We start from the raw sequence: 24,489 nt of genomic DNA, 5'->3' as shown, positions 1-24,489 counted from the left end.
TGACTTGACGCTGGACACGGTTGCTCGCCCGGGAGGGCGAAACCAGAAACATCAGCAAAAACGCGGCAATTCGGAACAAACACAAAAAACCAACACCCACTTGCCAGTCCAGTCTCAATCAACCAGTTCCCAGCAAGAAAAAAGGGAGCCCGAAGGCTCCCTTTTTCACAGCAGACAGAATCAATGAATGATCTGACTGAGGAACAGCTTGGTGCGCTCGTTCTGCGGGTTGGTGAAGAAGGTGTCAGGCTCGGCCTGCTCAACGATCTCCCCCTTGTCCATGAAGATCACCCGGTTAGCCACGGTGCGGGCGAAGCCCATCTCGTGGGTCACGCAGAGCATGGTCATGCCGTCTTCGGCCAGACCGATCATGGTATCGAGCACCTCTTTCACCATCTCCGGGTCGAGCGCCGAGGTCGGTTCGTCGAACAGCATGATCTTCGGCTTCATGCACAGCGCGCGGGCAATCGCCACACGCTGCTGCTGACCACCGGAGAGCTGGCCTGGGTACTTGTGCGCCTGCTCGGGGATGCGCACGCGCTCCAGGTAGTGCATGGCTATTTCTTCGGCCTGACGCTTGGGCATCTTGCGCACCCACATCGGGGCGAGGATGCAGTTCTGCAGCACGGTCAGGTGCGGGAACAGGTTGAAGTGCTGGAACACCATGCCTACTTCGCGGCGCACGGTTTCGATGTTCTTCAGGTCGCGGGTCAGCTCGGTGCCATCGACCACGATACGCCCTTCCTGGTGCTCTTCCAGGCGGTTGATGCAGCGGATGGTGGTCGACTTGCCCGAGCCCGACGGCCCGCAGAGCACGATACGCTCGCCCTGGGTGACGTTCAGGTTGATGTCCTTGAGTACGTGGAACTGACCGTACCACTTGTTCACACCGGTAAGCTGGATGATGCCTTCACCCGCGCCGGAGGCTTTGATTGCTTCTTTCATGTAGGGGTCCTCAACGCTTGTGACCGGTATCCAGCTTGCGCTCCAGGCTCATGGAGTAGCGGGACATGCCGAAACAGAAAATCCAGAAAATCAGGGCAGCGAACACATAGCCCTCGGTTGCCATGCCCAGCCACGCCGGATCTGCAGCCGCCTGCTTGACGCTATTGAGCAGGTCGAACAGGCCGATGATGATCACCAGGCTGGTGTCCTTGAACAGGGCGATGAAGGTGTTGACGATGCCCGGGATCACCAGCTTGAGCGCCTGCGGCAGGATCACCAGGCCCATCATGCGCCAGTAACCCAGGCCCATCGCGCCGGCCGCTTCGTATTGGCCCTTGGGAATCGCCTGCAAACCACCGCGTACCACCTCGGCGATGTAGGCCGACTGAAACAGAATCACCCCGATCAGCGCGCGCATCAGCTTGTCGAAACTCATGCCCTCAGGCAGGAACAACGGCAGCATCACCGAGGACATGAACAGCACGGTGATCAGCGGCACACCACGCCAGAATTCGATGAAGGTCACGCAGACCACCTTCACCGCCGGCATGTTGGAGCGCCGGCCCAGTGCCAGCAGGATACCCAGCGGCAGCGCACCGGCGATGCCGACAGCGGCGATCACCAGGGTCAGCATCAGACCGCCCCAACGGCTGGTCGCCACGTTCTGCAGGCCGAGGAAGCCGCCATGCAGCAGCCAGAAGGCCACGACCGGGTAGATCAGCAAGAAGGCGATACCGTAGTGCGCCTTGCGCGGGAAGCGGCTGATGAACAGCGGCGCGGCGCCGATGATGGCCAGGAATCCGGCCAGATCGACCCGCCAGCGCAGCTCGCTCGGGTAGAACCCGTACATGAACTGGCTGAAACGGGTCTGGATGAACACCCAGCAGGCGCCTTCTTTCGTGCAGTCGGCGCGAGTCGTACCGACCCAGTTGGCATCGATGAACGCCCACTGCAGAACCGGCGGAATGGTCAGCCAGATCAGGTAGAGCGCGAAGAGCGTCAGCAGGGCGTTCCACCAGTTGGAGAACAGGTTGTCGCGCATCCAGGCGACGGGGCCGACGCTGGTGCTCGGTGGTGGCAGATCCGGTTTGAAAGTATGTGTAGTGCTCATGCGCAGGCCCTCACCGCTCGATCAGCGCAATGCGCTTGTTGTACCAGTTCATCAGCAGGGAAATGCTGATGCTGATGGCCAGATAGACGCTCATGGTAATGGCGATGACCTCGATGGCCTGTCCGGTCTGGTTCAGCACCGTACCGGCGAACAGCGACACCATGTCCGGATAGCCGATACCGGCCGCCAGCGACGAGTTCTTCGCCAGGTTCAGGTACTGGCTGGTCAGCGGTGGAATGATCACGCGCATCGACTGCGGGATGATCACCTTGCGCAACGTGACGCTGGTGCTGAGTCCCAGAGAGCGCGCCGCCTCGGTCTGACCATGGCTGACGGCCTTGATCCCGGAACGCACGTTCTCGGCGATGAAGGCTGCGGTGTAAACCGTCAGGGCGATGGTCAGCGCCAGCAATTCGGGGATCAGTACCCAGCCACCCACATAGTTGAAGCCCCTGAGCTCAGGCAGCGTCCAGTGCACCGGGCTGCCGAACGCCAGCGCGATCAGGCTAGGAATGACCAGGATCATGGCCAGGCCGACCCAGAACTTGTGGAAGGGCACGCCGGTGCTCTCGAAGCGGCGATTGGCCCAGCGCACCATCAGGACGATGGCCACAAGGGTGAGAACCAGGCCGATCACGAACGGCCAGAACCCCTCGGCAACATTGGCCGCCGGCATGTTCAGGCCACGGTTGCTGAGAAAGAAGGTGTCATTGACGCTGATACTGCTGCGCGGCCCAGGCAAAGGCAGCAGCACGGCGAAATACCAGAAAAGAATTTGCAGCAGCGGCGGGATATTGCGGAACACCTCGATATAGACGGTGGCCAGCTTGCTCAGCATCCAGTTCGGCGACAGCCGCGCGATGCCGATGAAAAACCCCAGAATGGTCGCCAGAATGATGCCGATGAAGGAGACCAGAAGCGTGTTGAGCAACCCGATGACGAAGACGCGCGCGTAGCTGTCTGCCTCCGTATAACTGATCAGGTGCTGAGCGATGCCGAAGCCGGCACTGCGCTCGAGAAAGTCGAAACCGGACGTGATACCGCGATGCTGCAGGTTGGTCTGCGTGTTGTAGAACAGGAACCAGCCCAGAGACACGACGGCCACGACGGTGATGATCTGGAATAGCCAAGCACGCACACGTGGATCGCTAAGGGAAAACCCCTGCGGTGCGCCAATCTTTTTCTGCATGGGAATAATGCCCCAGGTATATCGGAACGAAATCGCCCGGCAGAGGCTGCCGGGCGACAAGTCGGTCAATCAGCGCACGGGCGGTGCGTAATGCAGACCACCTTTGTTCCACAGCGCATTGAGGCCGCGCTCGATCTTCAGCTCGCTACCGGCACCGACGTTGCGGTCGAAGACCTCACCGTAGTTACCGACCTGCTTGACCACCTGTACCAGCCAGTCTTTCGGCAGCTTGAGGTCTTTGCCGTACTCGCCGTCAGCACCCAGCATACGGGCGATGTCCGGGTTCTTGGTTTCCTTGGCCATGGCCTCGACGTTCTTCGAGGTCACACCCAGTTCTTCGGCGTTGAGCATGCCGAACAGCGTCCACTTGACGATGGTGAACCACTCTTCATCACCACGGCGAACCACCGGGCCCAGAGGCTCCTTGGAGATCACTTCCGGCAGAACGACCCACTGGTCCGGCGAGGCCAGCTTGATGCGCTGGGCATACAGCTGCGACTGGTCGGAGGTCAGCACGTCGCAACGACCGGCTTCCAGCGACTTGGCGCTTTCGTCGGAGGTGTCGAAGGTGATGGGGGTGTACTTCAGGCCGTTGGCGCGGAAGTAGTCGGAGACGTTCAGCTCGGTGGTGGTGCCCGCCTGGATGCAGATGGTGGCGCCATCGAGTTCCTTGGCACTGGCAACGCCCAGCTTCTTGTTCACCAGGAAGCCGATGCCGTCGTAGTAGGTCACGCCGGTGAACACCAGGCCCATGCCGCCATCGCGGGAGCTGGTCCAGGTGGTGTTACGCGACAGCATGTCGACTTCGCCGGACTGGATCGCCGTGAAGCGCTCCTTGGCCGTCAGCGGGCTGTACTTGACCTTGCTCGCATCGCCGAACACGGCAGCAGCCACTGCGCGGCAGACGTCGACGTCGATGCCCTGATAGTTACCTTTTTCGTCCGGTACCGAGAAACCCGGCAGACCGTCACTCACACCGCACTGCACGAAGCCTTTCTTCTGGACGGCGTCCAGGGTGGCGCCTGCATGGGCAAAACCGCTGACACCGAGTACGACTGCGGTGGTCACGGCGGCCAGGGTGGATTTCACCATCTTCATCAAAACCTCCAGTGCTCTTGTTGTGTTGGCGTCTCCGTCCGGTTTCTCCGCCCTTGTGAGGCATGCGATACGCTGGCGACAGCGTGATCGACGAGAAGCCCGAACCACGGTTGGAGCATAGTCGGTGATGCCCTCTGCTGACCGACTGTCTCCATCCGGCCCATCGGTTAATGGGCCCAAGACGTACTTTTTAACTTCCGTGTGGGGCGTTAGCCCTTCACGTTGCTCAAGGCCCCCAGGTAGCAGGCCCCTGCCTGTTGCACGATAGGTAATGGCACAGTGTTACCGTTACCGCATCGCGTCGTCAGTTCGGTTTAGCTGTAGCAAGCGCCGTACCAGCCACTGGCAAAATGCCGGTTTGGCAGGGTTCAAGAGCGAAACTTTCACCTGTGCGACAACTTATTCACAGATTAGCCAAGCGCAAAAAAACAGCCGCACCAAAATAAAGCAGCCGCACCACACTGGAGCTACCAATGACCACACCCATGATTGTGCAACCCTCACAAAGTGCCGATGCCAGCGTGATCTGGCTACACGGCCTGGGCGCCGACCGCTATGACTTCCTGCCGGTCGCCGAAATGCTGCAGGAACGCCTGCCCAGCACCCGCTTCATCCTGCCGCAAGCCCCCACGCGCCCCGTGACAATCAATGGTGGCTGGAGCATGCCGAGCTGGTACGACATTCTCGCCATGAGCCCGGCACGCGCCATCGACCAGGCGCAGCTGGACGAGTCTGCCGACCAGGTGCTGGCACTGATAGCGGCCGAACGTGCAAGCGGGATCGCCGCCGACCGCATCATCCTGGCCGGTTTTTCGCAGGGTGGAGCCGTGGTGCTGCACACCGCCTTCCTGCGCCATGACGAGGCACTGGGTGGCGTGCTGGCGTTGTCCACCTACGCCCCGACCTTCAGTGACGACATGCTGCTGTCGGATACAAAAAGACAACTGCCGGTGCTGTGCTTGCATGGCAGATTCGACGATGTCGTGATCCCCGACATGGGGCGCGCGGCATTCGACCATCTGCACGCTCGATCCGTACCGGTAAAGTGGCGCGACTACCCGATGGCTCACGAGGTCATCCCGGAAGAGATTCGCGACATCGCCGACTGGCTGAGCGAGCGGCTGGCCCGCTGAACGCATGGAGATTTCTACGAGAGATGAGCACAGCGCCCCTGATCCGCACCCTGCAGGATATCCAAGCGATCGAGCGCACGCCGCTCGCGGAACGCAACCTGCCAACGAGCACCTATGAGCTGATCCGGCGCACGGCGCACGCCCACCCCGATGCCCCGGCGCTGTCCTTCCTTCTTCAGGGTAATGGTGAAGAGAACCCGCTGCGCCTGAACTATGCCGAACTGCTCGGCAAGATAACCCAGACCGCCAACGCCTTTCACCGCCTGGGCCTGCGCCCGGGCAAGGCGGTCTCCTTCCTGCTGCCCAACCTGCCGCAAACCCACTACACCATTTGGGGCGGCGAGGCGGCCGGTGTCGTCAACGCGATCAATCCGTTGCTCGAGCCCGAGCACATCGCCGAACTGATCCACGCCTCGGACTCTGAGTTGCTGGTGACCCTGGCGCCCTTCCCCGGCACCGATCTGTGGGACAAGGTCAACTCACTGCGCGATCACCTGCCGGAGCTCAAGGCAATCCTCTGCGTGGACATGGCCAACCTCCTGCCCGAGCCCCAGCGCAGCGCGATCAAGGCTCAGCGCGGCCCATTGCCCGAAGGCGTGCTGGATTTCGACGAGACCATCGCCGCCTGCCCGGCGGATCATCTGGAAAGTGGCCGCGTCATCAGCGCCGATGACATCGCCAGCTACTTTCACACCGGCGGCACCACCGGCACCCCGAAACTGGCGCCGCACAGCCACGGCAACGAAGTGGCCATGGCCTACAGCATGAACCTGGTCACCCGCTTCGGCGTCGGCGATGTAACGCTCTGCGGCCTGCCCCTATTCCACGTCAACGGCGTGATCGTCACCGGCCTGGCGGCCTTCATCGGCGGCGCCGAGGTACTGCTGGCAACGCCGCAGGGCTATCGCAACACCACCCTGATCGGCAACTTCTGGAAGGTGATCGCACGCCACAAGGTCAGCTTCTTCAGCGGCGTACCTACCATCTATGCCGGCCTGCTGCAGGTACCCAGCGAAGGCTACGACCTGTCTTCGCTGAAATATGCGCTGTGCGGCGCCGCACCGATGCCGGTGGAGCTGATCCGCCAATTCGAGGCCAAGACCGGCCTGACCCTGATCGAAGGCTACGGCCTGACCGAAGGCACCTGCGGCAGTTGCGCCAATCCACCAGCCGGCGAGCGTCGTCCGGGCTCCATTGGCCTGCCGATGCCCTATTGCGAGGTCAGCATCAAGGTCATCGACGAGCAGGGGCAGTACCTGCGCGATGCAGCGCCGAACGAAATCGGCAACCTGTGCATCCGTGGCGCCACGGTGTTCAAGGGCTATCTGCAGGCCAGCAAGAATGCTGGCATCTGGGTCGATGGCGACTGGTTCAACACCGGCGACCTCGGCCGCGTCGATGCCGACGGCTATATCTGGCTGACCGGGCGCAGCAAGGATCTGATCATCCGCGGCGGCCACAACATCGACCCGCAGATGATCGAGGAAGCACTGCACAAGCACCCGGCAGTGGCCATGGCCGCTGCCGTGGGCAAGCCCGACGAGAAGGCCGGCGAGCTGCCGGTGGTCTACGTGCAACTCAAGCCGGGGATGCAGGCCAGCGAGGCCGAGCTGCTGGAGCATGCCGCCGCACACATTCCCGAACGCGCCGCGGTGCCCAAGGATGCCTGGATCATCGACGCCATTCCGCTGACCGCCGTGGGCAAGACCTTCAAGCCGGCACTGCGTTTCGATGCGATCAGCCGCGTCTACCGGGCGGCACTGCATGAGCTCGATAGCGCGATCCAGGTCGAGGTGCAGAGCGACGACAAGGCCGGGCAACTGGCCCATGTGCATCTGCCACGCCGCGATGACGCGCTGAGCGAAGCCATCGCCCAACGCCTCTCGGGGTTTGCCGTCGGCCACCGGATTCACCTGCCTGAGTGAGCCGGCAAGGCGCAGGGACGCGCGCCAGTTAACAGCTTGAAAACAACGTACAACCACTGGTCGGCCCGCCGTCCGGTGAGCATTGTCAGGACTCGAGGCCGGGAATACTGTCGGGGGCGACATGTAAACGAGAACAGGGAGCGTTACCCAGCCGTCGGGCTGCGGCACTCCCGTCAGATCCCAAGACGAGTCGATGAAGCTGGCGCACTGGCAGGCCGACCTGCATCAGATCAAGCAACTGCGGTTGTTCAACCAGGTTGCCCTGGACAACCTGGATCAGTTGCTCAAGGAGTTTCGCGCCTACGACCTGGAGGCCAGCGAGGTATTGCTGTCACCCTTCAACCGCAACCAGCACCTTTATCTAGTGATCCGCGGGCGCCTGCGCGTGTACCTGGGCTCGCTGGACAACCAGGCGGTCAGCACCCTGGAAGTCGGCGACTGTGCCGGCGAAATCAGCTTCATCGACAATGAACATCCCTCAGCCTACGTCGTCGCCGAGCAACCCTCGACGGTGCTGCGCCTGCACCGCGAATCGCTGCTCGAGCTGTTCCGCCAATCCCCGCAAATGATGCAGAACCTGCTGGAGCTGCTCTGCGACCGCGTGCGCAAGGGCAACCGGCAGATTCTCGACAGCGAACAGAACGCCAATGTCGACACCCTTACCAACTGCTTCAACCGGCGCTGGCTGGAGCATGTGTTCGAGCGCGAGAGCACCCGCTGCGCACTGAATGAGCAGCCACTGTCACTGCTGATGCTGGATGTCGATCACTTCAAGGCCTACAACGACCGGCACGGCCATCTACCCGGCGACTATGCCCTGTGCCTGGTCGCCCATACCCTGCGCAACCAGTTGCGGCCCAAGGACAGCCTGGTGCGTTTCGGCGGCGAGGAGTTCGTTATCCTCCTGCCGGAACTGGCAGCCAGCGATGCTCGCGCCATCGGCGAACGCCTGCGCAAAAGCCTGGAACAGATCACCTCCTTCTATTCGCCGGTCGGTGTCTTGCCGGGCGTGACCATTTCCCTCGGCCTGGCCGAGATGCAGACGGCGGACAGCCTGCAGGGCCTGATCGCCCGCGCCGATGCTGCGCTGTACCAGGCCAAGCAGCAGGGGCGCAACTGCCTCTGCGGCTGAGCGCCAGCGTCACCAGAGACTGCTAGAGTGCCAGGCATGACAACACGCCTGGATGGCTCACATGCGCAAACTGCTGATTGCCGTACTTCTGCTCGCTCCTCTCTCCGCCCTGGCGTTCTTCGGCCTGCCAGAGGTGCTCGACGCGCGGATGAACAGCGTCGCCAGCCCGCCGCCCTATGCCGCCAGCGCCAGTGCACGGAAGCTGCACCAGGGCCTGTTCGTCGCCGACCTGCATGACGACGCCCTGCTCTGGGAGCGCGATCTGCTCAAACGCTACGACTATGGCCACTCCGACCTGCCACGCATGCTCGAAGGCCGCCTCGGCCTGCAGGTGTTCTCCACCGTGACCAAGACACCACGCGGCCTGAACATGGAGAGCAACGCTGCCGACAGCGACAACATCACCCTGTTGGCGATGGCCCAGCGCTGGCCACGGGAAACCTGGAGCAGCCTGCTGCAACGCGCGCTGTACCAGGCGCAGAAGCTCAAGGACGCGTCTGCTGGCAGCGACGGCCGCCTGGTACTGATCCGCACCCGCGCTGACCTGAACACCTTCATCACCGCCTGGCAGCAGGATCCCAATCGTGTCGCGGCCCTACTCGCCACCGAAGGCCTGCATCCCATCGAAGGCAAGCTGGAGAACATCGATGCGCTGTATGACGCCGGCTTTCGCATCGCCGGCCTGACCCACTTCTTCGACAACGAGGTCGGCGGCTCCGCCCACGGCCTGGAGAAAGGCGGGCTGACCCCGCTGGGGCGCAAGGTGATCGCGCGCCTGGAAGAAAAATCCATGCTGGTCGACCTGGCCCACGCCTCACGCCCGCTGATTGATGACGTACTGGCCATGGCCACGCGCCCTGTGCTGGTCTCGCACACCGGGGTAGAGGGTACCTGCGCCGGCACACGTAACCTCAGTGATCGGCACCTGCAGGCCATCGCCGCCACCGGCGGGGTGGTCGGCATCGGCTACTGGAGCACCGCCGTGTGCGACACCTCGGTCGCCGCCATCGTCAAGGCCATCCGCTACACGGTGGACAAGATCGGCGTCGAACATGTCGCCCTGGGCTCGGACTTCAACGGCACCGTGCACACGCCGTTCGATGTCACCGGCCTGGCGCAGATCACCGAGGGGCTGCAGCAAGCCGGCTTCGACGACAGCGCCATCGCCGCGATCATGGGCGGCAACGTGCAGCGCCTGCTGCTGGCCAGCCTGCCGGAAAAATGAGGCACTGACCGCACAGTACGCTTGACAGGCGCCTGCGAAGCACTTCGCCACGCCCGCGTCTTGCATTACACTGGCGGGCGTTCACTCCTTAACCAGTCGATGAGAAGCCCGTGCTCAAAGCACTCAAGAAAATGTTCGGCAAAGCCGAAGACGAGCAGCCACAACCAGCGCCGTCCCCCGTAGCAGCGCCTGCCCAGAGCAGTGGCGCAGGCGAAAAGCCTCCCCGTCAGAACAAACCGGCCCCAACCGCTGGCGACGCTCCCGCCCCCCAGCAGCCGCGTCCGCCGAAGGCCGACAAACCGCGCCGTGAGCGCCCGGCCAAACCCGTCGATACCTGGAAGCTGGAAGACTTCGCGGTCGAGCCAGCCGAAGGCAAGACGCGCTTTCACGACTTCAAGCTCGCGCCCGAGCTGATGCATGCCATCCACGATCTTGGCTTCCCCTACTGCACGCCGATCCAGGCGGGCGTACTGGGCTACACCCTCAAGGGCCAGGACGCCATCGGTCGCGCCCAGACCGGTACCGGCAAGACCGCGGCCTTCCTCATTTCGATCATCACCCAGTTGCTGCAGACCCCGGCGCCGAAAGAGCGCTACATGGGCGAACCGCGTGCGCTGATCATCGCGCCGACCCGCGAACTGGTGGTGCAGATCGCCAAGGATGCCGCCGAGCTGACCAAATACACCAAGCTCAACGTCATGAGCTTCGTCGGCGGCATGGACTTCGACAAGCAGCTCAAGCAGCTGGAATCGCGCTTCTGCGACATCCTCGTGGCCACGCCTGGCCGCCTGCTGGACTTCAACCAGCGCGGCGAAGTGCACCTGGACATGGTCGAAGTGATGGTGCTCGACGAAGCCGACCGCATGCTCGACATGGGCTTCATCCCGCAGGTACGCCAGATCATCCGCCAGACGCCGATGAAGGGCGACCGCCAGACCCTGCTGTTCTCAGCCACCTTCACCGACGATGTGATGAACCTGGCCAAGCAGTGGACGGTCAACCCGGCCATCGTCGAGATCGAGCCGGAGAACGTCGCCAGCGACACCGTCGAGCAGCACGTCTACGCCGTGGCCTCGGCCGACAAATACAAGCTGCTGTACAACCTGATCAGCCAGAACGACTGGACGCGAGTCATGGTCTTCGCCAACCGCAAGGACGAAGTGCGGCGCATCGAAGAGCGCCTGACCCGCGACGGCATCAGCGCCGTGCAGATGTCCGGCGACATTCCCCAGCACAAGCGCATCCGCGCCCTGGAAGGCTTCCGCGAAGGCAAGATCCGCGTCATGGTCGCCACAGATGTGGCCGGTCGCGGCATCCACGTCGATGCCATCAGCCACGTGATCAACTTCACCCTGCCCGAAGATCCGGACGACTACGTGCACCGCATCGGCCGTACCGGCCGCGCCGGCACCAGCGGCACCTCGATCAGCTTCGCCGGTGAGGACGACGCCTTCGCCCTGCCACCGATCGAAGCGCTGATCGGCCGCAAGATCCAGTGCGAGATGCCGCCGGACGAACTGCTCAAGCCAGTGCCACGCAAGCACTAAGGCCAGCGGATAAAAAAGGCGAAGCCAGTGGCTTCGCCTTTTTCATGGCGGCCTGATAAGCCCACACCAGCAACCGCCAGGGATGACCGCCAGCGCCTGATGCGCTAGTCCAGACTCAACTCCAGCACCCGGCCACGCCCGCCTTCCGCCACCAGATAACGTCCAGCGCCAAGCGGCAGAATCGACTGCGGCGACTTGAGGTACGACAGCATGGTGTGCCGCTGACCCTGCGCGTCGATCAGCAGCACGCGGGCGCGGTGGTTGGAGTCCTCACTGATCCACAAACCACGAGCATCGCAGAGCAGGAAGGTGGGGTGATGGAGGCCTTCCAGCACAACCGGGTCACGGCCGTCCTCGGTCAACTCACGGATGACGCCGTTGGCTTTCTCGGTGTAGAGCACGCGCCCGTCACCGCAGCGGGTAATCGACTCGCTCTCGGTCATGTGTTCGCGCACCACGCTCAGTTGTTGATCGGCCCAGCGATAACGCCACAGACGGCCATCGCCCTTGCGATCTTCGATGGCATACAGGGAATCACCGTCCTCCCACAGCCCCTGAACGTTCTCGCCCTGGAACAACACTTCGACCCGGCCGTCACGCAGCAGGCTGACGGTCTTGCCGGCCGCCTCCTGGCTGAACACCAGGCCGTTGGGCAGACTCAACAAGCCGTCAGGCTTGGACAGCCCGGCAACCAGCACCTGGCGCCGACCGTCGGGGTAGAGCTGCAGGATATTGCCCTCACCGTCGGACAGTTCCTGACTGAGCAGAAGGCTGCCCTCGGCGCCGCGCGCCATGGCGGCGGGCTTCATCACGCCATAGTAGGCCACGCGATACGACCAGCCAGCGGCCGCCTGCACCGGATAGAAATATTGCCAGGCGAAGAACAGTAAGGCGGCCACACAGAGCCCGGTCGTCAGGCCCAGACTGACCTTGAGTGCACGCACATGAGGCGACATGGTCAAAGACTCGCAAAGTGTTCATAGAGAATGCTGCTGCCCACCAGAATCAGCACGACACCGCTCAGCAGCTCGGCGCGCTTGCCAACCAGTTGCCCCAGCACACGGCCCAACAACATACCCAAAGTCACCATCAATGTGGTGGCCAAACCGATACACAGTGCAGCCACCAGGATATTCACCTCGACGAAGGCCAGGCCCACACCCACCGCCAGCGCATCGATGCTGGTGGCCACGGCCGTGACGGCCAACACCCAGAAGGAATGACGCGAGGGCTTGTCTTCAGGCGCATCGTCATCGGCGCTGAGAGCGGCATGGATCATATGCACGCCGAGCCCGACCAGCAGCACGAAGGCGATCCAGTGATCCCACTCGAGGACGAAACGGCTGGCGGCCTGACCGATCAGCCAGCCGATGATCGGCGTGATGGCCTCGATGCTGCCGAAGATCACCCCGGCACGCAGGGCTTCGGCAAAGCGCGGTTTGTGCAGACTCGAGCCCTTGCCGATGGCAGCGGCGAAGGCATCCGTCGACATGGCGAAGGACAGAAGCAGTAGCGAGAGAGGGTTCAAGGGAAACTCCAGCCGGGCCTGAGTCAACGACAAGCCACTGCGCGCCCGACCTGGCACAGGACTGTCGTTGGTCTCACCAATCCCAGCGGATGCGTTGGCCACGGCAGGTTGCCGAGAATGTTGACCAACGCGCCGACGCTAGCGCGACGGCAGGCTACTCCCCAAAGAGGCGCGCAGGATAAACTCAAGTGCGCCGAGGCGAAAGTCACGGCGCGCAGCAACCGCCAGGCAGTACCCCGCGCCGCCGACCAGGCTCAGGTTTCGACGCCCTGCTCCATCGGCTTCTCGGGCTCCACCTGCGGCGCCTCGGCGTCCTGCTCCTTGTCGTCCTTGCCCAGCGCACGGTTGGTGGACTCCTGCAGGGAGTCCACCTGGCGATTGACCTCATCGACCACTTCGCCGACCGAGCCACTGATCAGGGCCTGCGCCTCTTTCTTCGCCTCCTCGGCAAGCTTCTGCGCGGACTGCTCGGCTGCATCGCAGCCTGCCAGCGCGATCAGCGCCACACCCAGGGCAACGGGGGTCAGGGACTTTTTCCAGTAATGATTCATGTGCATGTCTCCAGTTTCAGGTTGCCCGCCTCGACCTTGATCGCCGAGGTCGGGAACGGGGCATCACGGCTTGTCCGGCTGCGGCTGGCCACGCGTCTTGTACAGCGACAACAGCACGCCACCGATCAGCAGGCCCAGGGTCACGCTCAGCGACACCACGGCCGGGATCTTGCCGATGATGCCGACCAGGAAGATCTTCGCGCCGATGAACACCAGCACCAGCGCCAGCGCGTACTTGAGGTAGGCAAAGCGGTGGATCAGCGCCGCCAGGGCGAAGTACAGGGCACGCAGGCCGAGGATGGCGAAGATGTTCGAGGTGTAGACGATGAACGGATCCTGGGTGATGGCGAAGATCGCCGGCACGCTGTCGATGGCGAACATCAGGTCGGCGCACTCGATCAGGATCAGCGCCAGGAACAGCGGCGTCACCCACAGCACGCTGCGCCCCTTGCCGTCGTCCTGACGGACGAAGAAGCGCTCGCCATGCAGGCCATTAGTCACGCGCAGGTGCTTGCGCAGGAACTTCACCAGCACGTTGTTCTGCAGATCCGGCGCATCGTCGAGCTTGGAGAACAGCATCTTCACGCCCGTGAAGAACAGGAAGGCGCCGAACAGATAGAGAATCCAGCTGAACTCATGAATCAGCGCCGCGCCCAGGCCGATCATGATCGCCCGCAGCACCAGCACGCCCATGATTCCCCAGAACAGCACCTTGTGCTGGTACTGCCTTGGGATGGCGAGGAAGCTGAAGATCATGGCCATGAGAAACACGTTGTCCATCGACAACGATTTCTCGATCAGGAAGCCCGTGACGTAATCCATGCTGGCGTCGCCGCCTTTCTGGAAGAACACCCAGACACCGAACAGCAGACCCGCACTGATGTAGCCGGCGGACAGCAACAGGCTCTCGCGCACGCCGATTTCGCGGTTATCGCGATGCAGCACGCCAAGGTCGAAGGCCAGCAGGGAGATGACGACAGCGATGAAGACCAGCCACAACCAGGTGGCCGTGCCGAGGAAGTCGGCGAAGAGAAACGGTTCTAGGGCAGTCATGAGCCCCTCCTACAGTCAGATTGAACAGACTGTGATTCCGACATCGCGGTATTAACCGCCAGAGGGGCCCGGCATCACGGGCGCAACGATACTCAGGCCGCGAACGCCGCTCAATGGGACGAAGTTTGCAAAGTATTTCGCCTGGCCCGCACCGTTGTGCCCAGCCAGAACAGCCGCCAGGGCTTTTCAGAACAACCCGAGCTGCCCGTCCACCAGCCGCTCGAAGTCGCCGCCGACGAACGGCAGGATGGCATCAGCCACCGGTTTCAGTTGGCGGCTGATGTAGTGCTCGTAGTCCACTGGTGACAGCAGACGCTCCAGCGGTTGCGGCCCGCCGGTGGTGATCAGGTAGCTGATCCAGCCGCCGCGCTGGTACTGCAAGGGCCGCCCAAGGTGCTGGTTATGCTCGTCGGCCAGGCGCGCGGCGCGCACGTGCGGCGGCACGTTGCGCTGGTAGTCGTCGAGGCGTCGGCGCAAACGCTTGCGATACACCAGCAACTCGTCCAGCTCGCCGGCCAGGGTGCGTTTCACGTAATCGCGCACGTAGTCCTCATAAGGCTGGCCGGCGAACACCAGGCGATACAGCTCCTGCTGGAAGCGCTGGGCCAGCGGCGACCAGTCGGTGCGCACCGTCTCCAGGCCCTTGAACACCATACGCTCGCTGCCGTCGGCGGTGCACACCAGGCCGGCGTAGCGCTTCTTGCTGCCCTCTTCGGTGCCGCGAATGGTGGGCATGAGAAAGCGCCGGTAATGGGTCTCGAACTGCAGCTCCAGGGCGCTGGTCAGGCCATATTCCTGCTGCAGATGCTCTCGCCACCAGGCGTTCACGCGCGCTACCAGCGCGCGACCGATACGCGTCGCCTCGTCCTCGTCGTGGGCGCGGCCGAGCCAGACGAAGGTAGAGTCGGTGTCGCCGTAGATCACCGCATGGCCCTCGGCTTCGATCAGCTCACGGGTGCGCTTCATGATCTGGTGCCCGCGCAGGGTGATCGACGAGGCCAGACGCGGGTCGAAGAAGCGGCAGCCGCTGGAGCCGAGTACGCCGTAGAAGGCGTTCATGATGATTTTCAGCGCCTGCGACAAGGCCGCATTGCCCTCGCGCTTGGCCGCCTCACGCCCCTGCCAGACGCGCTCGACGATGGCCGGCAGGCAATGCCGGGTACGCGAGAAACGTGCGCCACGAAAGCCCTCCACCGAGTGTTCGTCATCCGGCTGATGCAGGCCTTCGACCAGCCCCAGCGGATCGATCAGAAAGCTCCGGATGATCGACGGATACAGGCTCTTGTAGTCCAGCACCAGCACCGAGTCGTAGAGGCCGGGGCGCGAATCCATGACGAAGCCGCCGGGACTGTTCTCGCCACGAATGTCGCCAAGGTTCGGCGCGACGTAGCCCAGGCGGTGCATCGGCGGCAGGTACAGGTGAGTGAAGGCCGCCACCGAGCCGCCGCTGCGGTCGGCGGCCAGGCCAGTGACGCTGGAGCGCTCCAGCAGGAAGGCGAGCAGATCGGTGTGGGCGAAGATGCGCGTGACCAGCTCGCAGTCCTTGAGGTTGTAACGAGCCAGCGCCGGCTTGTCCTCGTCGAACATGCGCTGGATTTCGTCCATGCGCGCATAGGGCGTGTCGATCGCCTTGCCCTCGCCGAGCAGGGTCTGCGCCACCGATTCGAGACTGAACGAAGGGAAGCTCCAGGTGGCCGAGCGCAACGCCTCGATGCCGTCGATGATCAGCCGCCCGGCCGCCTCGGCAAAGTAGTGCTGGCTGCTGTTGTGCTGGCGCCAGCCCATCACGTCGCCGCCACGCCCCAGCAGCAGCGGCACCTTGAGTTGCTCGGCGTGATCGCGCAGCACGCGCAGGTCGAACTGCACCAGGTTCCAGCCGATGATGGCGTCCGGATCATGCCGCTGCAGCCAGTCATTCAGCCGTTCGAGCAGCAACTGGCGGCTGTCGCAGTATTCCAGGTCGAAGTCGACGATGCTGGCGTCGCCATTGGCCGGGCCGAGCATATACACCTGGCGCTGGCCGCAGCCTTCCAGGGCGATGGAATACAGCTCGCCGCGCGCGCTGGTCTCGATATCCAGCGACACCAGGCGCAGCGTTGGGCGGTAGTCAGGCGCGGGTTTGAGCGACTTGCACAGCAGGCTGCCGTCCGGCTGCTCGATACCGTCGAAGAGCACGCTGGCGGTGATAAAGCGCTCCATCAGGTAGCGATCCGGCGGACGGATATCAGCCTCGTACACATCCACGCCGACCTGACGCAGCTTCTTCTCCAGTTGCAGCAACTGGCGGTACTGACGGCAGTACAGGCCCAGCACCGGGCGGCGCTTGAAGTCGCGCAAGGCCAGCTCACGCAGCTCGATGCCTTTCTCATTACGCAACAATGGCTCGGCCCAGGCGCGCTGCTCGGCGGGAATGAAGGCGACCATCTCCTGGCACGGCAGGCGCACCTGGCACGGGCCGGCATCGGTGGCCAGCCAGAAGGCCACCTCGGTGCCCTCCGGCGTGTCGCGCCAATGGCGGCTGAGCACGAAGCCTTGCTGGGGTTGCGTCATCGGGAATGGGCTACGGATTCAAACTCGGTGCTTACGGGCTACTTGTGGGAGGGGCTTTCGGCTCTGGCATCCTGCTTCGCTCTAACTCCTGCATCCATGCAGTCGTAGCCGCGACCGTCGCCGCTAAAGCGCCTCCCACAGGAGCATATGCTTCAAACTGGCCGGCCATTCTACGCCAGCGGTTACAATGGCGCCTTTTCCGCGGAACAACGCGATGAGCGACACACCTCCCTACGGCACCGGCGATGCGTCCTACCAGGCTGCCGGTGGCATCGAAGGCCTGCGCCGTCTGGTCGACGACTTCTACCGACTAATGGACGAACACCCCGAAGCCGCCGCCCTGCGCGCCCTGCACCCAACCGACCTGAGCGCCTCGCGCGACAAGCTGGCGTGCTTCTTGAGCGGCTGGCTGGGCGGGCCGCGTCTGTTCGCCGAGAAATACGGCAGCATCAGCATTCCGGCCTTCCATGCGCAGTGGCCAATCGACCAGACGCTGGCCGAAAGCTGGCTGAGCTGCATGGCCGGTGCCATCGCTCTACAGAACTATGAGCCGGCGTTCGCCGACTACCTGCTGGTACAACTGCGCGTACCCGCCGAACGCTCCGTGCAGGCCAGCCAAAACCGTCATCGCAAGGAACCCTGACATGACTGACCAACTGATCATCGAAGACCTGCAACCAGGCGACGGCAAGGCCGTGGTCAAGGGTGCCCTGATCACCACCCAATACCGTGGCTGGCTGGCCGACGGCAGCGAGTTCGACTCGTCCTGGTCGCGTGGCAAGCCGTTCCAGTGCGTGATCGGCACCGGCCGGGTGATCAAGGGTTGGGATCAGGGCCTGATGGGCATGCAGGTCGGCGGCAAGCGCAAGCTGCTGGTGCCGGCGCACCTGGGTTATGGCGAGCGCAGCGTCGGCTCGATTCCGCCCAACTCCGACCTGACCTTCGAGATCGAGCTGCTGGAAGTGCTGACCCGCGATGACTGACAGCACCCTCACCACCCTGCGCGAGCACCTGCTGCTGGCGCTGGACAACCACCCCGGCAGCGAGACCCGCCGCCTGTTCCATGGACGTGGCCGCTGCTGGCCGGGACTGGAGCAGATCACCGTCGACTGGCTGTCTGGCATCGTGCTGGTGATGCTGTTTCGCGAGCCATCGCCGGCGCTAAGACCGCTGCTTGTGGAACTGCTGGCAACGCCGCAATGGCAAGCCAGCGGTGCGCGCGGCCTGCTATTGCAGCACCGTTATGTACAGGGCAGCGAGAGCGAATGGCTGGCCGGCGAGCCGCAGGCGCAATGGCCGATCATCGAGGACGGCCTGCATTATCTGCTCGACCTGGGCAGCAAGCAAAACAGCGGCCTTTTCCTCGATATGCGCCTGGGCCGCCAGTGGGTGCGTGAGCAGGCTGCCGGCAAACGCGTGCTCAACCTGTTCGCCTACACCTGCGGCTTTTCCGTGGCGGCCCTCGCCGGCGGTGCCGAGCAGGTGGTCAACCTGGACATGGCACGCGCCGCACTGTCGCGCGGGCGTGACAACCATCGACTGAACGGGCACGACCTCTCCCGAGTGGAGTTTCTCGGCCATGAGCTGTTCAAGTCCTGGGGCAAGGTGCGCAAAAGCGGCCCGTATGACCTGATCATCATCGACCCGCCAAGCTTCCAGAAAGGCAGCTTCGCCCTCACTCAGGACTACGCCAAGATTCTCCGGCGCTTGCCTGAGCTGCTGACCGAGCACGGCACCGTGCTGGCCTGCGTCAACGACCCGGATATCGGCCCGGACTTTCTCATCGACGGCATGGCCGCCGAAGCGCCGCAATTGCGCTTCGTCGAGCGTCTGGACAATCCGCCGGAGTTCCCCGATGTCTCGCCCGAGAGCGGCCTGAAAGCGCTGGTGTTCCAACAGGGATAAACCTGTGGGAGGGGCTTTAGCCGCGACATGAACAGATCGCGGCTAAAGCCCCTCCTACAATCCGGCTAGCGAACGCCCAGCCGCCTGGCCAAACGGCTCAGGTTGGCGCGATCCACGCCCAGTTCCCGCGCCGCGTCGGCCCATTTGCCCTGATGCCGCGCCAGGCACTGTTCGATCAACTGACGCTGAAAGGCATCCACCGCCGGGCGCAGTTCCACACCCGCTGGCACCGGCTCGCCGGGCGCCAACAAGGCCTCGACGGCGGCGCTCGTCTCGCTGACGGGCAAGTCCAGATCCTGCACATCCAGGCTGAGAATGCGCGGCCGCTCGCTATGGCGCGCCAGCGCCTTGATCGCCGCGCGGCCGATCAGGTGCTCCAGCTCGCGCACGTTGCCCGGCCAGTCGTGGCCCAGCAGCGCCTTCTGCGCCTCGGCACTCAGGCGCAGGCTGCGCAGCCCGAGCCGGGCACGGTTTTCTTCGAGGAAATAGCCGGCTAGCAGCAACACATCGCGACCACGTTCGCGCAGCGGCGGCACCGGCAGCGGGTAGACGCTCAAGCGGTGATAGAGATCGGCGCGAAAACGGCCGGCCCGCACTTCGGCCGCCAGGTCGCGGTTGGTGGCAGCGATCACCCGCACATCGACGCGATGCTCGCGATCCGAACCGACCCGCTGCAACTGCCCACTCTGCAGCACGCGCAACAGCTTGGCCTGAATCGCCAACGGCAGCTCACCTACTTCATCGAGGAACAGGCTGCCGCCGTCGGCCAGCTCGAACTTGCCGCTGCGCTCGCTCATCGCCCCGGAAAAGGCGCCGCGCACATGGCCGAACAGCTCGCTCTCCACTAACGCATCGGGCAATGCCGCGCAGTTGATGCTCACCAGCGGCCGCTGCGCGCGCGGCGAGGCGGCGTGGATGGCTTCGGCCACCAGTTCCTTGCCGACGCCGGTTTCGCCGGTAATCAGCACGGTCAGCGGGCTGTCGCCGACCAGACGAATCTCGTCCTGCAGCTTGCGTAGCGCCGCGCTCTGCCCCACCAGCTCGCGCGGTCGCTGGCGCGCCTGCTTGTACAGCTCGGTGAGCTGACGCTCGGCCTCGACCCGCTGCGCCAGGCCGCTGATGCGCTCGCTGACCTTGACCGTCGCCGCGGCCAGGCTGGCGAAGGCTGCCAGGCCGTCCAGGTCGACCTGACCAAAGCGGGCCGGGTCGAGCGAATCCAGGGTCAGCAGGCCCCAGAGCTGCTCGTCCAGGTACAGCGGACAACCGAGGCAATCATGCACCTCCAGATGGCCCGGCAGCCCCTCGACCAGGCCGTCGTATGGGTCGGGCAAACCGCAGTCGGCGGCGAAACGTATCGGCCCGGCATGCTCCAACAGCGCGGCCAGGCGCGGCTGCTCACTGACCCGGAAACGCCGCCCCAGTGTGTCCGGGCTCAACCCCTCGACCGCCAGCGGCACCAGCACCTCGCCATCGAGCCGTAGCAGCGCCACCGCATCGCAAGGAAAGAGCTGGCGTAGTGCAGCGAGCAGGCGACGATAACGCTCGCCATCGCTCAGCTCGCGAGACAGATCGGCGACCAGGGGAATCAGGGTTTCCAGCAGCGGATTAGCGGTCATTTCGACTACTCAAAGTCTTTATGACTCACACTTAAGGCGAGTCATAAACACAACAATAAAAGCAAGCCATTGATATTTAATGACTATTTATATGGCACGCTTACTGATAGGCATCTCGCGCTAACGCTAGCACGCCCCACCTGGCCAGACGAGCCACACCGGCGTCTTTATTTGCCTTGCGGAGATACCTTCATGCTCACCCCAGCTCAACGTGACCTGATCAAAGCCACCGTACCCCTGCTGGAAAGCGGCGGCGAAGCGCTGACCACACACTTCTACCGGATGATGCTCAGCGAATACCCCGAGGTACGCCCGCTGTTCAACCAGGCGCACCAAGCCAGCGGTGACCAGCCGCGCGCACTGGCTAACGGCGTGCTGATGTACGCCCGGCATATCGACCGCCTCGAAGCCCTCGGACCGCTGGTAGCGCAGATCGTCAACAAGCACGTGTCGCTGCAGATTCTCCCCGAGCACTACCCCATCGTTGGCGGCTGCCTGCTGCGCGCGATCCGCGAGGTACTGGGTGCCGAAATCGCCACCGATGCGGTGATCGATGCCTGGGCCGCGGCCTATCAGCAACTGGCCGACATTCTGATCGGCGCAGAAGAGGGCCAGTACGCGCAAAATGCCGCAGCCCCCGGCGGCTGGCGTGGCGCACGGGCCTTCCGCGTGGCGCGCAAGGTGGCCGAGAGCGCCGAGATCGTTTCCTTCTACCTGCAGCCCGTCGATGGCGGCCCGCTGCTCGACCATCAGCCCGGTCAGTACATCGGCATGCGTTTGCTGCTGGACGGCGAGGAGGTGCGCCGTAACTACTCGCTGTCGGCCCTGGCCAATGGCCGCGAGTACCGCATCAGCGTCAAACGCGAACCGGGCGGCCGCGTGTCCAACCATCTGCACGACGTGGTTCAGGTTGGCGATGTGCTGGAGCTGTTCCCGCCAGCGGGCGAGTTCACCCTGAACGCGTCGGACAAACCGCTGGCCCTGATCAGCGCCGGCGTCGGCATCACCCCGGCCCTGGCCATGCTCGATGCTGCGCGACACAGCTGCCGGCCGATCCATTTCATCCACTGCGCACGCAATGCCGAGGTGCATGCCTTCCGCGACTGGGTCGATGCCCAGGCCGCCGAGCATGCGCAGATTCGCCATTACGTGTGCTACAGCGAGCCGCGCGCGGGCGATGTAGCCGACGCCGAGGGTTTGCTCAGCCGCGAACTGCTGGAGCAGTGGCTGCCGGCCGAGCGCGATCTGGACGCCTACTTCCTCGGCCCGAAACCCTTCATGGCGCAGGTCAAGCGCCACCTGCAGGCGCTCGGCGTACCGGACGAGCAAAGCCGCTACGAATTCTTCGGCCCGGCCTCGGCGCTGGATAGCTGAACGAGAGGATATGCCCTTATGCAATTGCTCGATCGCCAGCAGGCACTGAGCACCCCACCGCTCTGGCGCCTGGGCTTTCGTCCGTTCTTTCTCGCGGGCGCGTTGTTCGCCCTGCTCGCCGTCGCCCTGTGGGCGGCGGTGCTGCATGGCTTGACGTACCCGACGGTGCCCGGCGGCGCTCTCGCCTGGCATCGCCACGAGATGCCGTTCGGCTTTGGCCTGGCGATCATCAGCGGCTTTCTGCTGACTGCCGTACAGAACTGGACGGGGCGCCCCGGCCTCAGCGGATGGCCTTTGCTCACGCTGTTCGGGCTGTGGCTGGCGGCACGCCTGGCCTGGTTCGCCCCCGTACCGCTGGCGGTGCTGATCGTGCTGCAACAGGCCTTCATCGGCCTGTTCATCACACAGATGGCGCGCCAGCTGATCGCTGCCCGACAACGCAACAACTACCCGATCCTGCTGGTACTGAGCCTGCTCGCGCTGTGCCAGGCACTCACGCTCGCCGGTCTGGCAATGGGCGACGACAGCTTGCAACGCCAAGGAGCGCTGGCCGCACTTTGGCTGATTGCGGTCATGCTGAGCCTGATCAGTGGCCGGGTGATCCCCTTCTTCACCCAGCGCGGCCTGGGCCGGGTCGAGGCCTTTGCCGCTCATCCCTGGCTGGATCGTCTGCTGCTGGGCTGCGGCGTGCTGGTCGCCGCACTGTTCGCCAGCGGGCATAACCTGCAGGCAACGCCCTGGCTGGCTGCGCCCTTCATCCTGTTGAGCGTGCTGCATGGACTGCGCCTGTGGCGCTGGCATATACGCGGCATCTGGGGCGTGCCGCTGCTGTGGTCGCTGCACCTGGGCTACGCCTGGCTACTGGTCGCCAGCCTCGGCATGGCCGCCTGGCACCTGGGCTGGTTGGCATACCCCAGCCTGGCCAGCCATGCGCTGGCGGTGGGGGCGATGGGCGGGCTGATCCTGGCGATGATGGCGCGGGTCAGCCTCGGTCACACCGGCCGCTCGCTGCAGCCACCGTACAGCATGGCCTGGGCCTTCGGCCTGCTCAATCTCGGCGCGCTGATTCGGGTCTCGGCAGGTAGCGGCTGGCTATGGCTGGCAGCGCTCTGCTGGGGCGCCGCCTTCGCCCTGTTCGCCTGGCATTACGCACCGATACTGTGTCGTGCGCGGGTGGATGGGCATCCGGGGTGAAACGCCTGGTGTGAGCAAACATCCGGGCTACGTTTTTAAACGCAATGACATCAATCGACCAGCGTGCAGGCCATCACCAGTGCGTCTTCGCGGCCGCCAACAGCCGGGTAGTAATCGCGACGCCGACCGACTTCATTGAAGCCAAAGCGCTCGTACAGGCGGTAGGCGCTCTGGTTGCTGGCACGCACTTCGAGGAAGCACTCGCGCCCGCCCAACGCGTGCGCCTCCTGCATCAGGTGTTCGAGCAGGCGCAGGCCGAGGCCACGCCCCTGGCTTTCCGGCTTGACGGTGATATTGAGCAGGTGCGCTTCGTCGAGGATCAGGTTGATCACGCCATGGCCGACCTGCTGATTGCCTTCGAACATCAGCCAGCAGTTATAGGACTTGAGGCTGTCCGTGAAGATGCCGCGCGTCCAGGGGTGGCTGAAGGCGGCATATTCGATCTTCAGCACGGCATCAAGATCCGCCTCAGTCATCGGGCGGAAGGAAATCGCATCGCTCATTGGAACACTCAAAAAATATCTACGATCTTGCGAGCTAGAGACATGCAAGGCGAAAGCAAGTGAGAAAGCGGAGTGTACTTTTGTACATGAGCATTTCGAACTTGTTTTCAACGCAGCAGGGCCGACGCGCAGCTGATCGTTTCACGGAGCCAGCCAGCGCTGACGCGTGCGCCGCATCGCCTGCCACAGTTCACGCTTGCGCGTCGGCTCTTCCATCAGCAGCTCCAGGCCCGGCACGGCCCAGCAGGCGCCGAGGCCTTCGACCTGCAGCTCGCGGTTGTAGCTGTGCTCGTCACCCTCGCCGGCGAAGCGAATGGCCGGCAAGCCGACCAGCCACAGGCAGGCGCTGGGCTGCTCTTCAAGGCGCGCAGCAACGAAGCTCTGCACGAATTCCAGCGCCGCCTCCGGGCCCTGATCCATCTGGCCTCGCACCAGCAGCGGCCAGCGCACTGGCTCGCCGAGCAGTTGCGGGCTGTCCGGCAAGCCGGCGGCGCGCAGCAAGTCCTTGAGCAGGATGTAGGCCGGGTCGCGACTCTGAAACGGCTCGCCGGTTGGCAGCTCGACCAGCAGAGCGCAATCGCCGGCACGCAGCAATTGCAGGGAGAAGCGTGGCGGGGGCGCACTGATGCGGGCCGATTTTTCCTCGACCGCTTCAGGCTCTGGCGCTGGCGTTTCGGCAGCCGGCTGGCGCGCCTGGACGCCCGGGCGCGGGATCTCGATCCTCGGCCGCTCGACCGGAGCCTCACGTACCAACTCGGCAACGACGGCCAGCGGCTCGTGGATGGCTGCCTGCGGCACTTCGACAGGCGGCGGCGCCAGCGACTCGGCACGCGACGCTGCCGCGAAGGGCAGTTCGGTGCGCGGCAACCAGGTGGCTACCTGCATGGCATCGAGGTAGGCGCGGCGGCGC

23 protein-coding genes and 1 riboswitch are annotated in these 24,489 nt (G+C 63.9%); of the genes, 11 read left to right on the top strand and 12 right to left on the bottom strand.

The window, feature by feature from the left end; genetic code table 11:
* On the top strand, window positions 1-187 hold a 187-nt coding region (locus VC352_RS24150), incomplete at its 5' end, for a hypothetical protein (RefSeq protein ID WP_322982041.1).
* On the opposite strand, the gene VC352_RS24145 is transcribed toward VC352_RS24150, so the two are convergent.
* The 4 genes from VC352_RS24145 to VC352_RS24130 all read right to left on the bottom strand — a co-directional run bounded on the left by VC352_RS24145 (window position 181) and on the right by VC352_RS24130 (window position 4,343).
* On the bottom strand, window positions 181-945 hold the full coding sequence (locus VC352_RS24145) for an amino acid ABC transporter ATP-binding protein (protein WP_322982040.1): 765 nt from the start codon (window positions 943-945) through the stop codon (window positions 181-183). The genes VC352_RS24150 and VC352_RS24145 overlap by 7 nt on opposite strands.
* A 10-nt stretch (window positions 946-955) precedes the next feature.
* Window positions 956-2,056 (bottom strand): amino acid ABC transporter permease, encoded by a 1,101-nt coding sequence (locus VC352_RS24140; RefSeq protein ID WP_322982039.1) that lies wholly within the window; start codon window positions 2,054-2,056, stop codon window positions 956-958.
* Between the two features lie 10 nt (window positions 2,057-2,066).
* Complete coding sequence (locus VC352_RS24135; protein ID WP_322982038.1) at window positions 2,067-3,245, bottom strand: amino acid ABC transporter permease; 1,179 nt, start codon at window positions 3,243-3,245, stop codon at window positions 2,067-2,069.
* Between the two features lie 69 nt (window positions 3,246-3,314).
* Window positions 3,315-4,343, bottom strand: a complete 1,029-nt coding sequence (locus VC352_RS24130) for an amino acid ABC transporter substrate-binding protein (RefSeq protein WP_322982037.1) — start codon at window positions 4,341-4,343, stop codon at window positions 3,315-3,317.
* A gap of 473 nt (window positions 4,344-4,816) precedes the next feature.
* Here VC352_RS24130 and VC352_RS24125 point away from each other — a divergent pair, with 473 nt between their 5' ends.
* The 5 genes from VC352_RS24125 to rhlB all read left to right on the top strand — a co-directional run bounded on the left by VC352_RS24125 (window position 4,817) and on the right by rhlB (window position 11,305).
* Window positions 4,817-5,476, top strand: coding sequence for an alpha/beta hydrolase (locus VC352_RS24125; RefSeq protein WP_322982036.1), 660 nt, complete (start codon window positions 4,817-4,819; stop codon window positions 5,474-5,476).
* A gap of 23 nt (window positions 5,477-5,499) precedes the next feature.
* Window positions 5,500-7,401, top strand: coding sequence for an acyl-CoA synthetase (locus VC352_RS24120; protein WP_322982035.1), 1,902 nt, complete (start codon window positions 5,500-5,502; stop codon window positions 7,399-7,401).
* Between the two features lie 193 nt (window positions 7,402-7,594).
* Window positions 7,595-8,533, top strand: coding sequence for a GGDEF domain-containing protein (locus VC352_RS24115; protein WP_322982034.1), 939 nt, complete (start codon window positions 7,595-7,597; stop codon window positions 8,531-8,533).
* Between the two features lie 61 nt (window positions 8,534-8,594).
* Window positions 8,595-9,758 carry a dipeptidase gene (locus VC352_RS24110; protein ID WP_322982033.1) on the top strand — a complete coding sequence of 388 codons (1,164 nt, stop codon included), beginning with the start codon at window positions 8,595-8,597 and terminating at the stop codon, window positions 9,756-9,758.
* Between the two features lie 110 nt (window positions 9,759-9,868).
* A complete protein-coding gene (gene rhlB / locus VC352_RS24105; protein ID WP_322982032.1) occupies window positions 9,869-11,305 on the top strand; it encodes an ATP-dependent RNA helicase RhlB in 1,437 nt (478 codons plus the stop codon).
* A 104-nt stretch (window positions 11,306-11,409) separates the two neighbouring features.
* Here the strand turns inward: rhlB and VC352_RS24100 are convergent, their stop codons facing one another.
* The 5 genes from VC352_RS24100 to VC352_RS24080 all read right to left on the bottom strand — a co-directional run bounded on the left by VC352_RS24100 (window position 11,410) and on the right by VC352_RS24080 (window position 16,987).
* The gene (locus VC352_RS24100) at window positions 11,410-12,261 is read right to left on the bottom strand and encodes a hypothetical protein (protein ID WP_322982031.1); all 852 of its coding nucleotides are present in this window, start codon (window positions 12,259-12,261) and stop codon (window positions 11,410-11,412) included.
* A 2-nt stretch (window positions 12,262-12,263) separates the two neighbouring features.
* Complete coding sequence (mntP, locus tag VC352_RS24095) at window positions 12,264-12,833, bottom strand: manganese efflux pump MntP (protein ID WP_322982030.1); 570 nt, start codon at window positions 12,831-12,833, stop codon at window positions 12,264-12,266.
* Window positions 12,834-12,839: 6 nt separating this feature from the next.
* Window positions 12,840-13,011, bottom strand: a riboswitch (yybP-ykoY riboswitch).
* A 76-nt stretch (window positions 13,012-13,087) separates the two neighbouring features.
* Entirely contained in the window at window positions 13,088-13,384 is a 297-nt protein-coding gene (locus tag VC352_RS24090) for a hypothetical protein (protein ID WP_322982029.1), read from the bottom strand.
* Between the two features lie 63 nt (window positions 13,385-13,447).
* The gene (locus VC352_RS24085) at window positions 13,448-14,437 is read right to left on the bottom strand and encodes a TerC family protein (RefSeq protein WP_322982028.1); all 990 of its coding nucleotides are present in this window, start codon (window positions 14,435-14,437) and stop codon (window positions 13,448-13,450) included.
* A 186-nt stretch (window positions 14,438-14,623) separates the two neighbouring features.
* On the bottom strand, window positions 14,624-16,987 hold the full coding sequence (locus VC352_RS24080; RefSeq protein WP_322982027.1) for a DNA polymerase II: 2,364 nt from the start codon (window positions 16,985-16,987) through the stop codon (window positions 14,624-14,626).
* Window positions 16,988-17,201: 214 nt separating this feature from the next.
* Between VC352_RS24080 and VC352_RS24075 the strand changes: the two genes are divergently transcribed.
* The 3 genes from VC352_RS24075 to VC352_RS24065 are packed head-to-tail and all read left to right on the top strand — an operon-like array spanning window position 17,202 to window position 18,892.
* Window positions 17,202-17,630, top strand: a complete 429-nt coding sequence (locus VC352_RS24075) for a group II truncated hemoglobin (RefSeq protein ID WP_322982026.1) — start codon at window positions 17,202-17,204, stop codon at window positions 17,628-17,630.
* A 1-nt stretch (window position 17,631) separates the two neighbouring features.
* Window positions 17,632-17,970 (top strand): FKBP-type peptidyl-prolyl cis-trans isomerase, encoded by a 339-nt coding sequence (locus tag VC352_RS24070; RefSeq protein WP_322982025.1) that lies wholly within the window; start codon window positions 17,632-17,634, stop codon window positions 17,968-17,970.
* Window positions 17,963-18,892 (top strand): class I SAM-dependent methyltransferase, encoded by a 930-nt coding sequence (locus tag VC352_RS24065; protein WP_322982024.1) that lies wholly within the window; start codon window positions 17,963-17,965, stop codon window positions 18,890-18,892. Before VC352_RS24070 ends, VC352_RS24065 begins: the two co-directional genes overlap by 8 nt.
* A 65-nt stretch (window positions 18,893-18,957) precedes the next feature.
* Here VC352_RS24065 and norR read toward each other — a convergent pair whose 3' ends face one another.
* Window positions 18,958-20,508 (bottom strand): nitric oxide reductase transcriptional regulator NorR, encoded by a 1,551-nt coding sequence (gene norR / locus VC352_RS24060; RefSeq protein WP_322982023.1) that lies wholly within the window; start codon window positions 20,506-20,508, stop codon window positions 18,958-18,960.
* Between the two features lie 192 nt (window positions 20,509-20,700).
* On the opposite strand from norR, the gene hmpA reads away from it, so the two are divergent.
* Complete coding sequence (hmpA, locus tag VC352_RS24055; RefSeq protein WP_322982022.1) at window positions 20,701-21,882, top strand: NO-inducible flavohemoprotein; 1,182 nt, start codon at window positions 20,701-20,703, stop codon at window positions 21,880-21,882.
* An 18-nt stretch (window positions 21,883-21,900) separates the two neighbouring features.
* The gene (locus tag VC352_RS24050; RefSeq protein WP_322982021.1) at window positions 21,901-23,076 is read left to right on the top strand and encodes an NnrS family protein; all 1,176 of its coding nucleotides are present in this window, start codon (window positions 21,901-21,903) and stop codon (window positions 23,074-23,076) included.
* Between the two features lie 50 nt (window positions 23,077-23,126).
* Here VC352_RS24050 and rimI read toward each other — a convergent pair whose 3' ends face one another.
* Window positions 23,127-23,579 (bottom strand): ribosomal protein S18-alanine N-acetyltransferase, encoded by a 453-nt coding sequence (rimI, locus tag VC352_RS24045; RefSeq protein ID WP_159973464.1) that lies wholly within the window; start codon window positions 23,577-23,579, stop codon window positions 23,127-23,129.
* A gap of 141 nt (window positions 23,580-23,720) precedes the next feature.
* Window positions 23,721-24,464 carry an energy transducer TonB gene (locus tag VC352_RS24040; RefSeq protein ID WP_416340233.1) on the bottom strand — a complete coding sequence of 248 codons (744 nt, stop codon included), beginning with the start codon at window positions 24,462-24,464 and terminating at the stop codon, window positions 23,721-23,723.
* Window positions 24,465-24,489 lie beyond the last annotated feature (25 nt).

The sequence above is a fragment of the Pseudomonas sp. C11 genome (assembly GCF_034683865.1).
GTDB lineage: Bacteria > Pseudomonadota > Gammaproteobacteria > Pseudomonadales > Pseudomonadaceae > Aquipseudomonas.
The sequence above is the reverse complement of the archived record's forward strand: the minus strand, read 5'-3'. Positions and strand labels throughout refer to the sequence as shown.

Coding starts and splice junctions, on each gene's coding strand:
- VC352_RS24145 (WP_322982040.1), bottom strand. CDS start 945: ATGAAAGAAGCAATCAAAGCCTCCGGCGCGGGTGAAGGCATCATCCAG.
- VC352_RS24140 (WP_322982039.1), bottom strand. CDS start 2,056: ATGAGCACTACACATACTTTCAAACCGGATCTGCCACCACCGAGCACC.
- VC352_RS24135 (WP_322982038.1), bottom strand. CDS start 3,245: ATGCAGAAAAAGATTGGCGCACCGCAGGGGTTTTCCCTTAGCGATCCA.
- VC352_RS24130 (WP_322982037.1), bottom strand. CDS start 4,343: ATGAAGATGGTGAAATCCACCCTGGCCGCCGTGACCACCGCAGTCGTA.
- VC352_RS24125 (WP_322982036.1), top strand. CDS start 4,817: ATGACCACACCCATGATTGTGCAACCCTCACAAAGTGCCGATGCCAGC.
- VC352_RS24120 (WP_322982035.1), top strand. CDS start 5,500: ATGAGCACAGCGCCCCTGATCCGCACCCTGCAGGATATCCAAGCGATC.
- VC352_RS24115 (WP_322982034.1), top strand. CDS start 7,595: ATGAAGCTGGCGCACTGGCAGGCCGACCTGCATCAGATCAAGCAACTG.
- VC352_RS24110 (WP_322982033.1), top strand. CDS start 8,595: ATGCGCAAACTGCTGATTGCCGTACTTCTGCTCGCTCCTCTCTCCGCC.
- VC352_RS24100 (WP_322982031.1), bottom strand. CDS start 12,261: ATGTCGCCTCATGTGCGTGCACTCAAGGTCAGTCTGGGCCTGACGACC.
- VC352_RS24090 (WP_322982029.1), bottom strand. CDS start 13,384: ATGAATCATTACTGGAAAAAGTCCCTGACCCCCGTTGCCCTGGGTGTG.
- VC352_RS24085 (WP_322982028.1), bottom strand. CDS start 14,437: ATGACTGCCCTAGAACCGTTTCTCTTCGCCGACTTCCTCGGCACGGCC.
- VC352_RS24080 (WP_322982027.1), bottom strand. CDS start 16,987: ATGACGCAACCCCAGCAAGGCTTCGTGCTCAGCCGCCATTGGCGCGAC.
- VC352_RS24075 (WP_322982026.1), top strand. CDS start 17,202: ATGAGCGACACACCTCCCTACGGCACCGGCGATGCGTCCTACCAGGCT.
- VC352_RS24070 (WP_322982025.1), top strand. CDS start 17,632: ATGACTGACCAACTGATCATCGAAGACCTGCAACCAGGCGACGGCAAG.
- VC352_RS24065 (WP_322982024.1), top strand. CDS start 17,963: ATGACTGACAGCACCCTCACCACCCTGCGCGAGCACCTGCTGCTGGCG.
- norR (WP_322982023.1), bottom strand. CDS start 20,508: ATGACCGCTAATCCGCTGCTGGAAACCCTGATTCCCCTGGTCGCCGAT.
- hmpA (WP_322982022.1), top strand. CDS start 20,701: ATGCTCACCCCAGCTCAACGTGACCTGATCAAAGCCACCGTACCCCTG.
- VC352_RS24050 (WP_322982021.1), top strand. CDS start 21,901: ATGCAATTGCTCGATCGCCAGCAGGCACTGAGCACCCCACCGCTCTGG.
- rimI (WP_159973464.1), bottom strand. CDS start 23,579: ATGAGCGATGCGATTTCCTTCCGCCCGATGACTGAGGCGGATCTTGAT.
- VC352_RS24040 (WP_416340233.1), bottom strand. CDS start 24,464: ATGCAGGTAGCCACCTGGTTGCCGCGCACCGAACTGCCCTTCGCGGCA.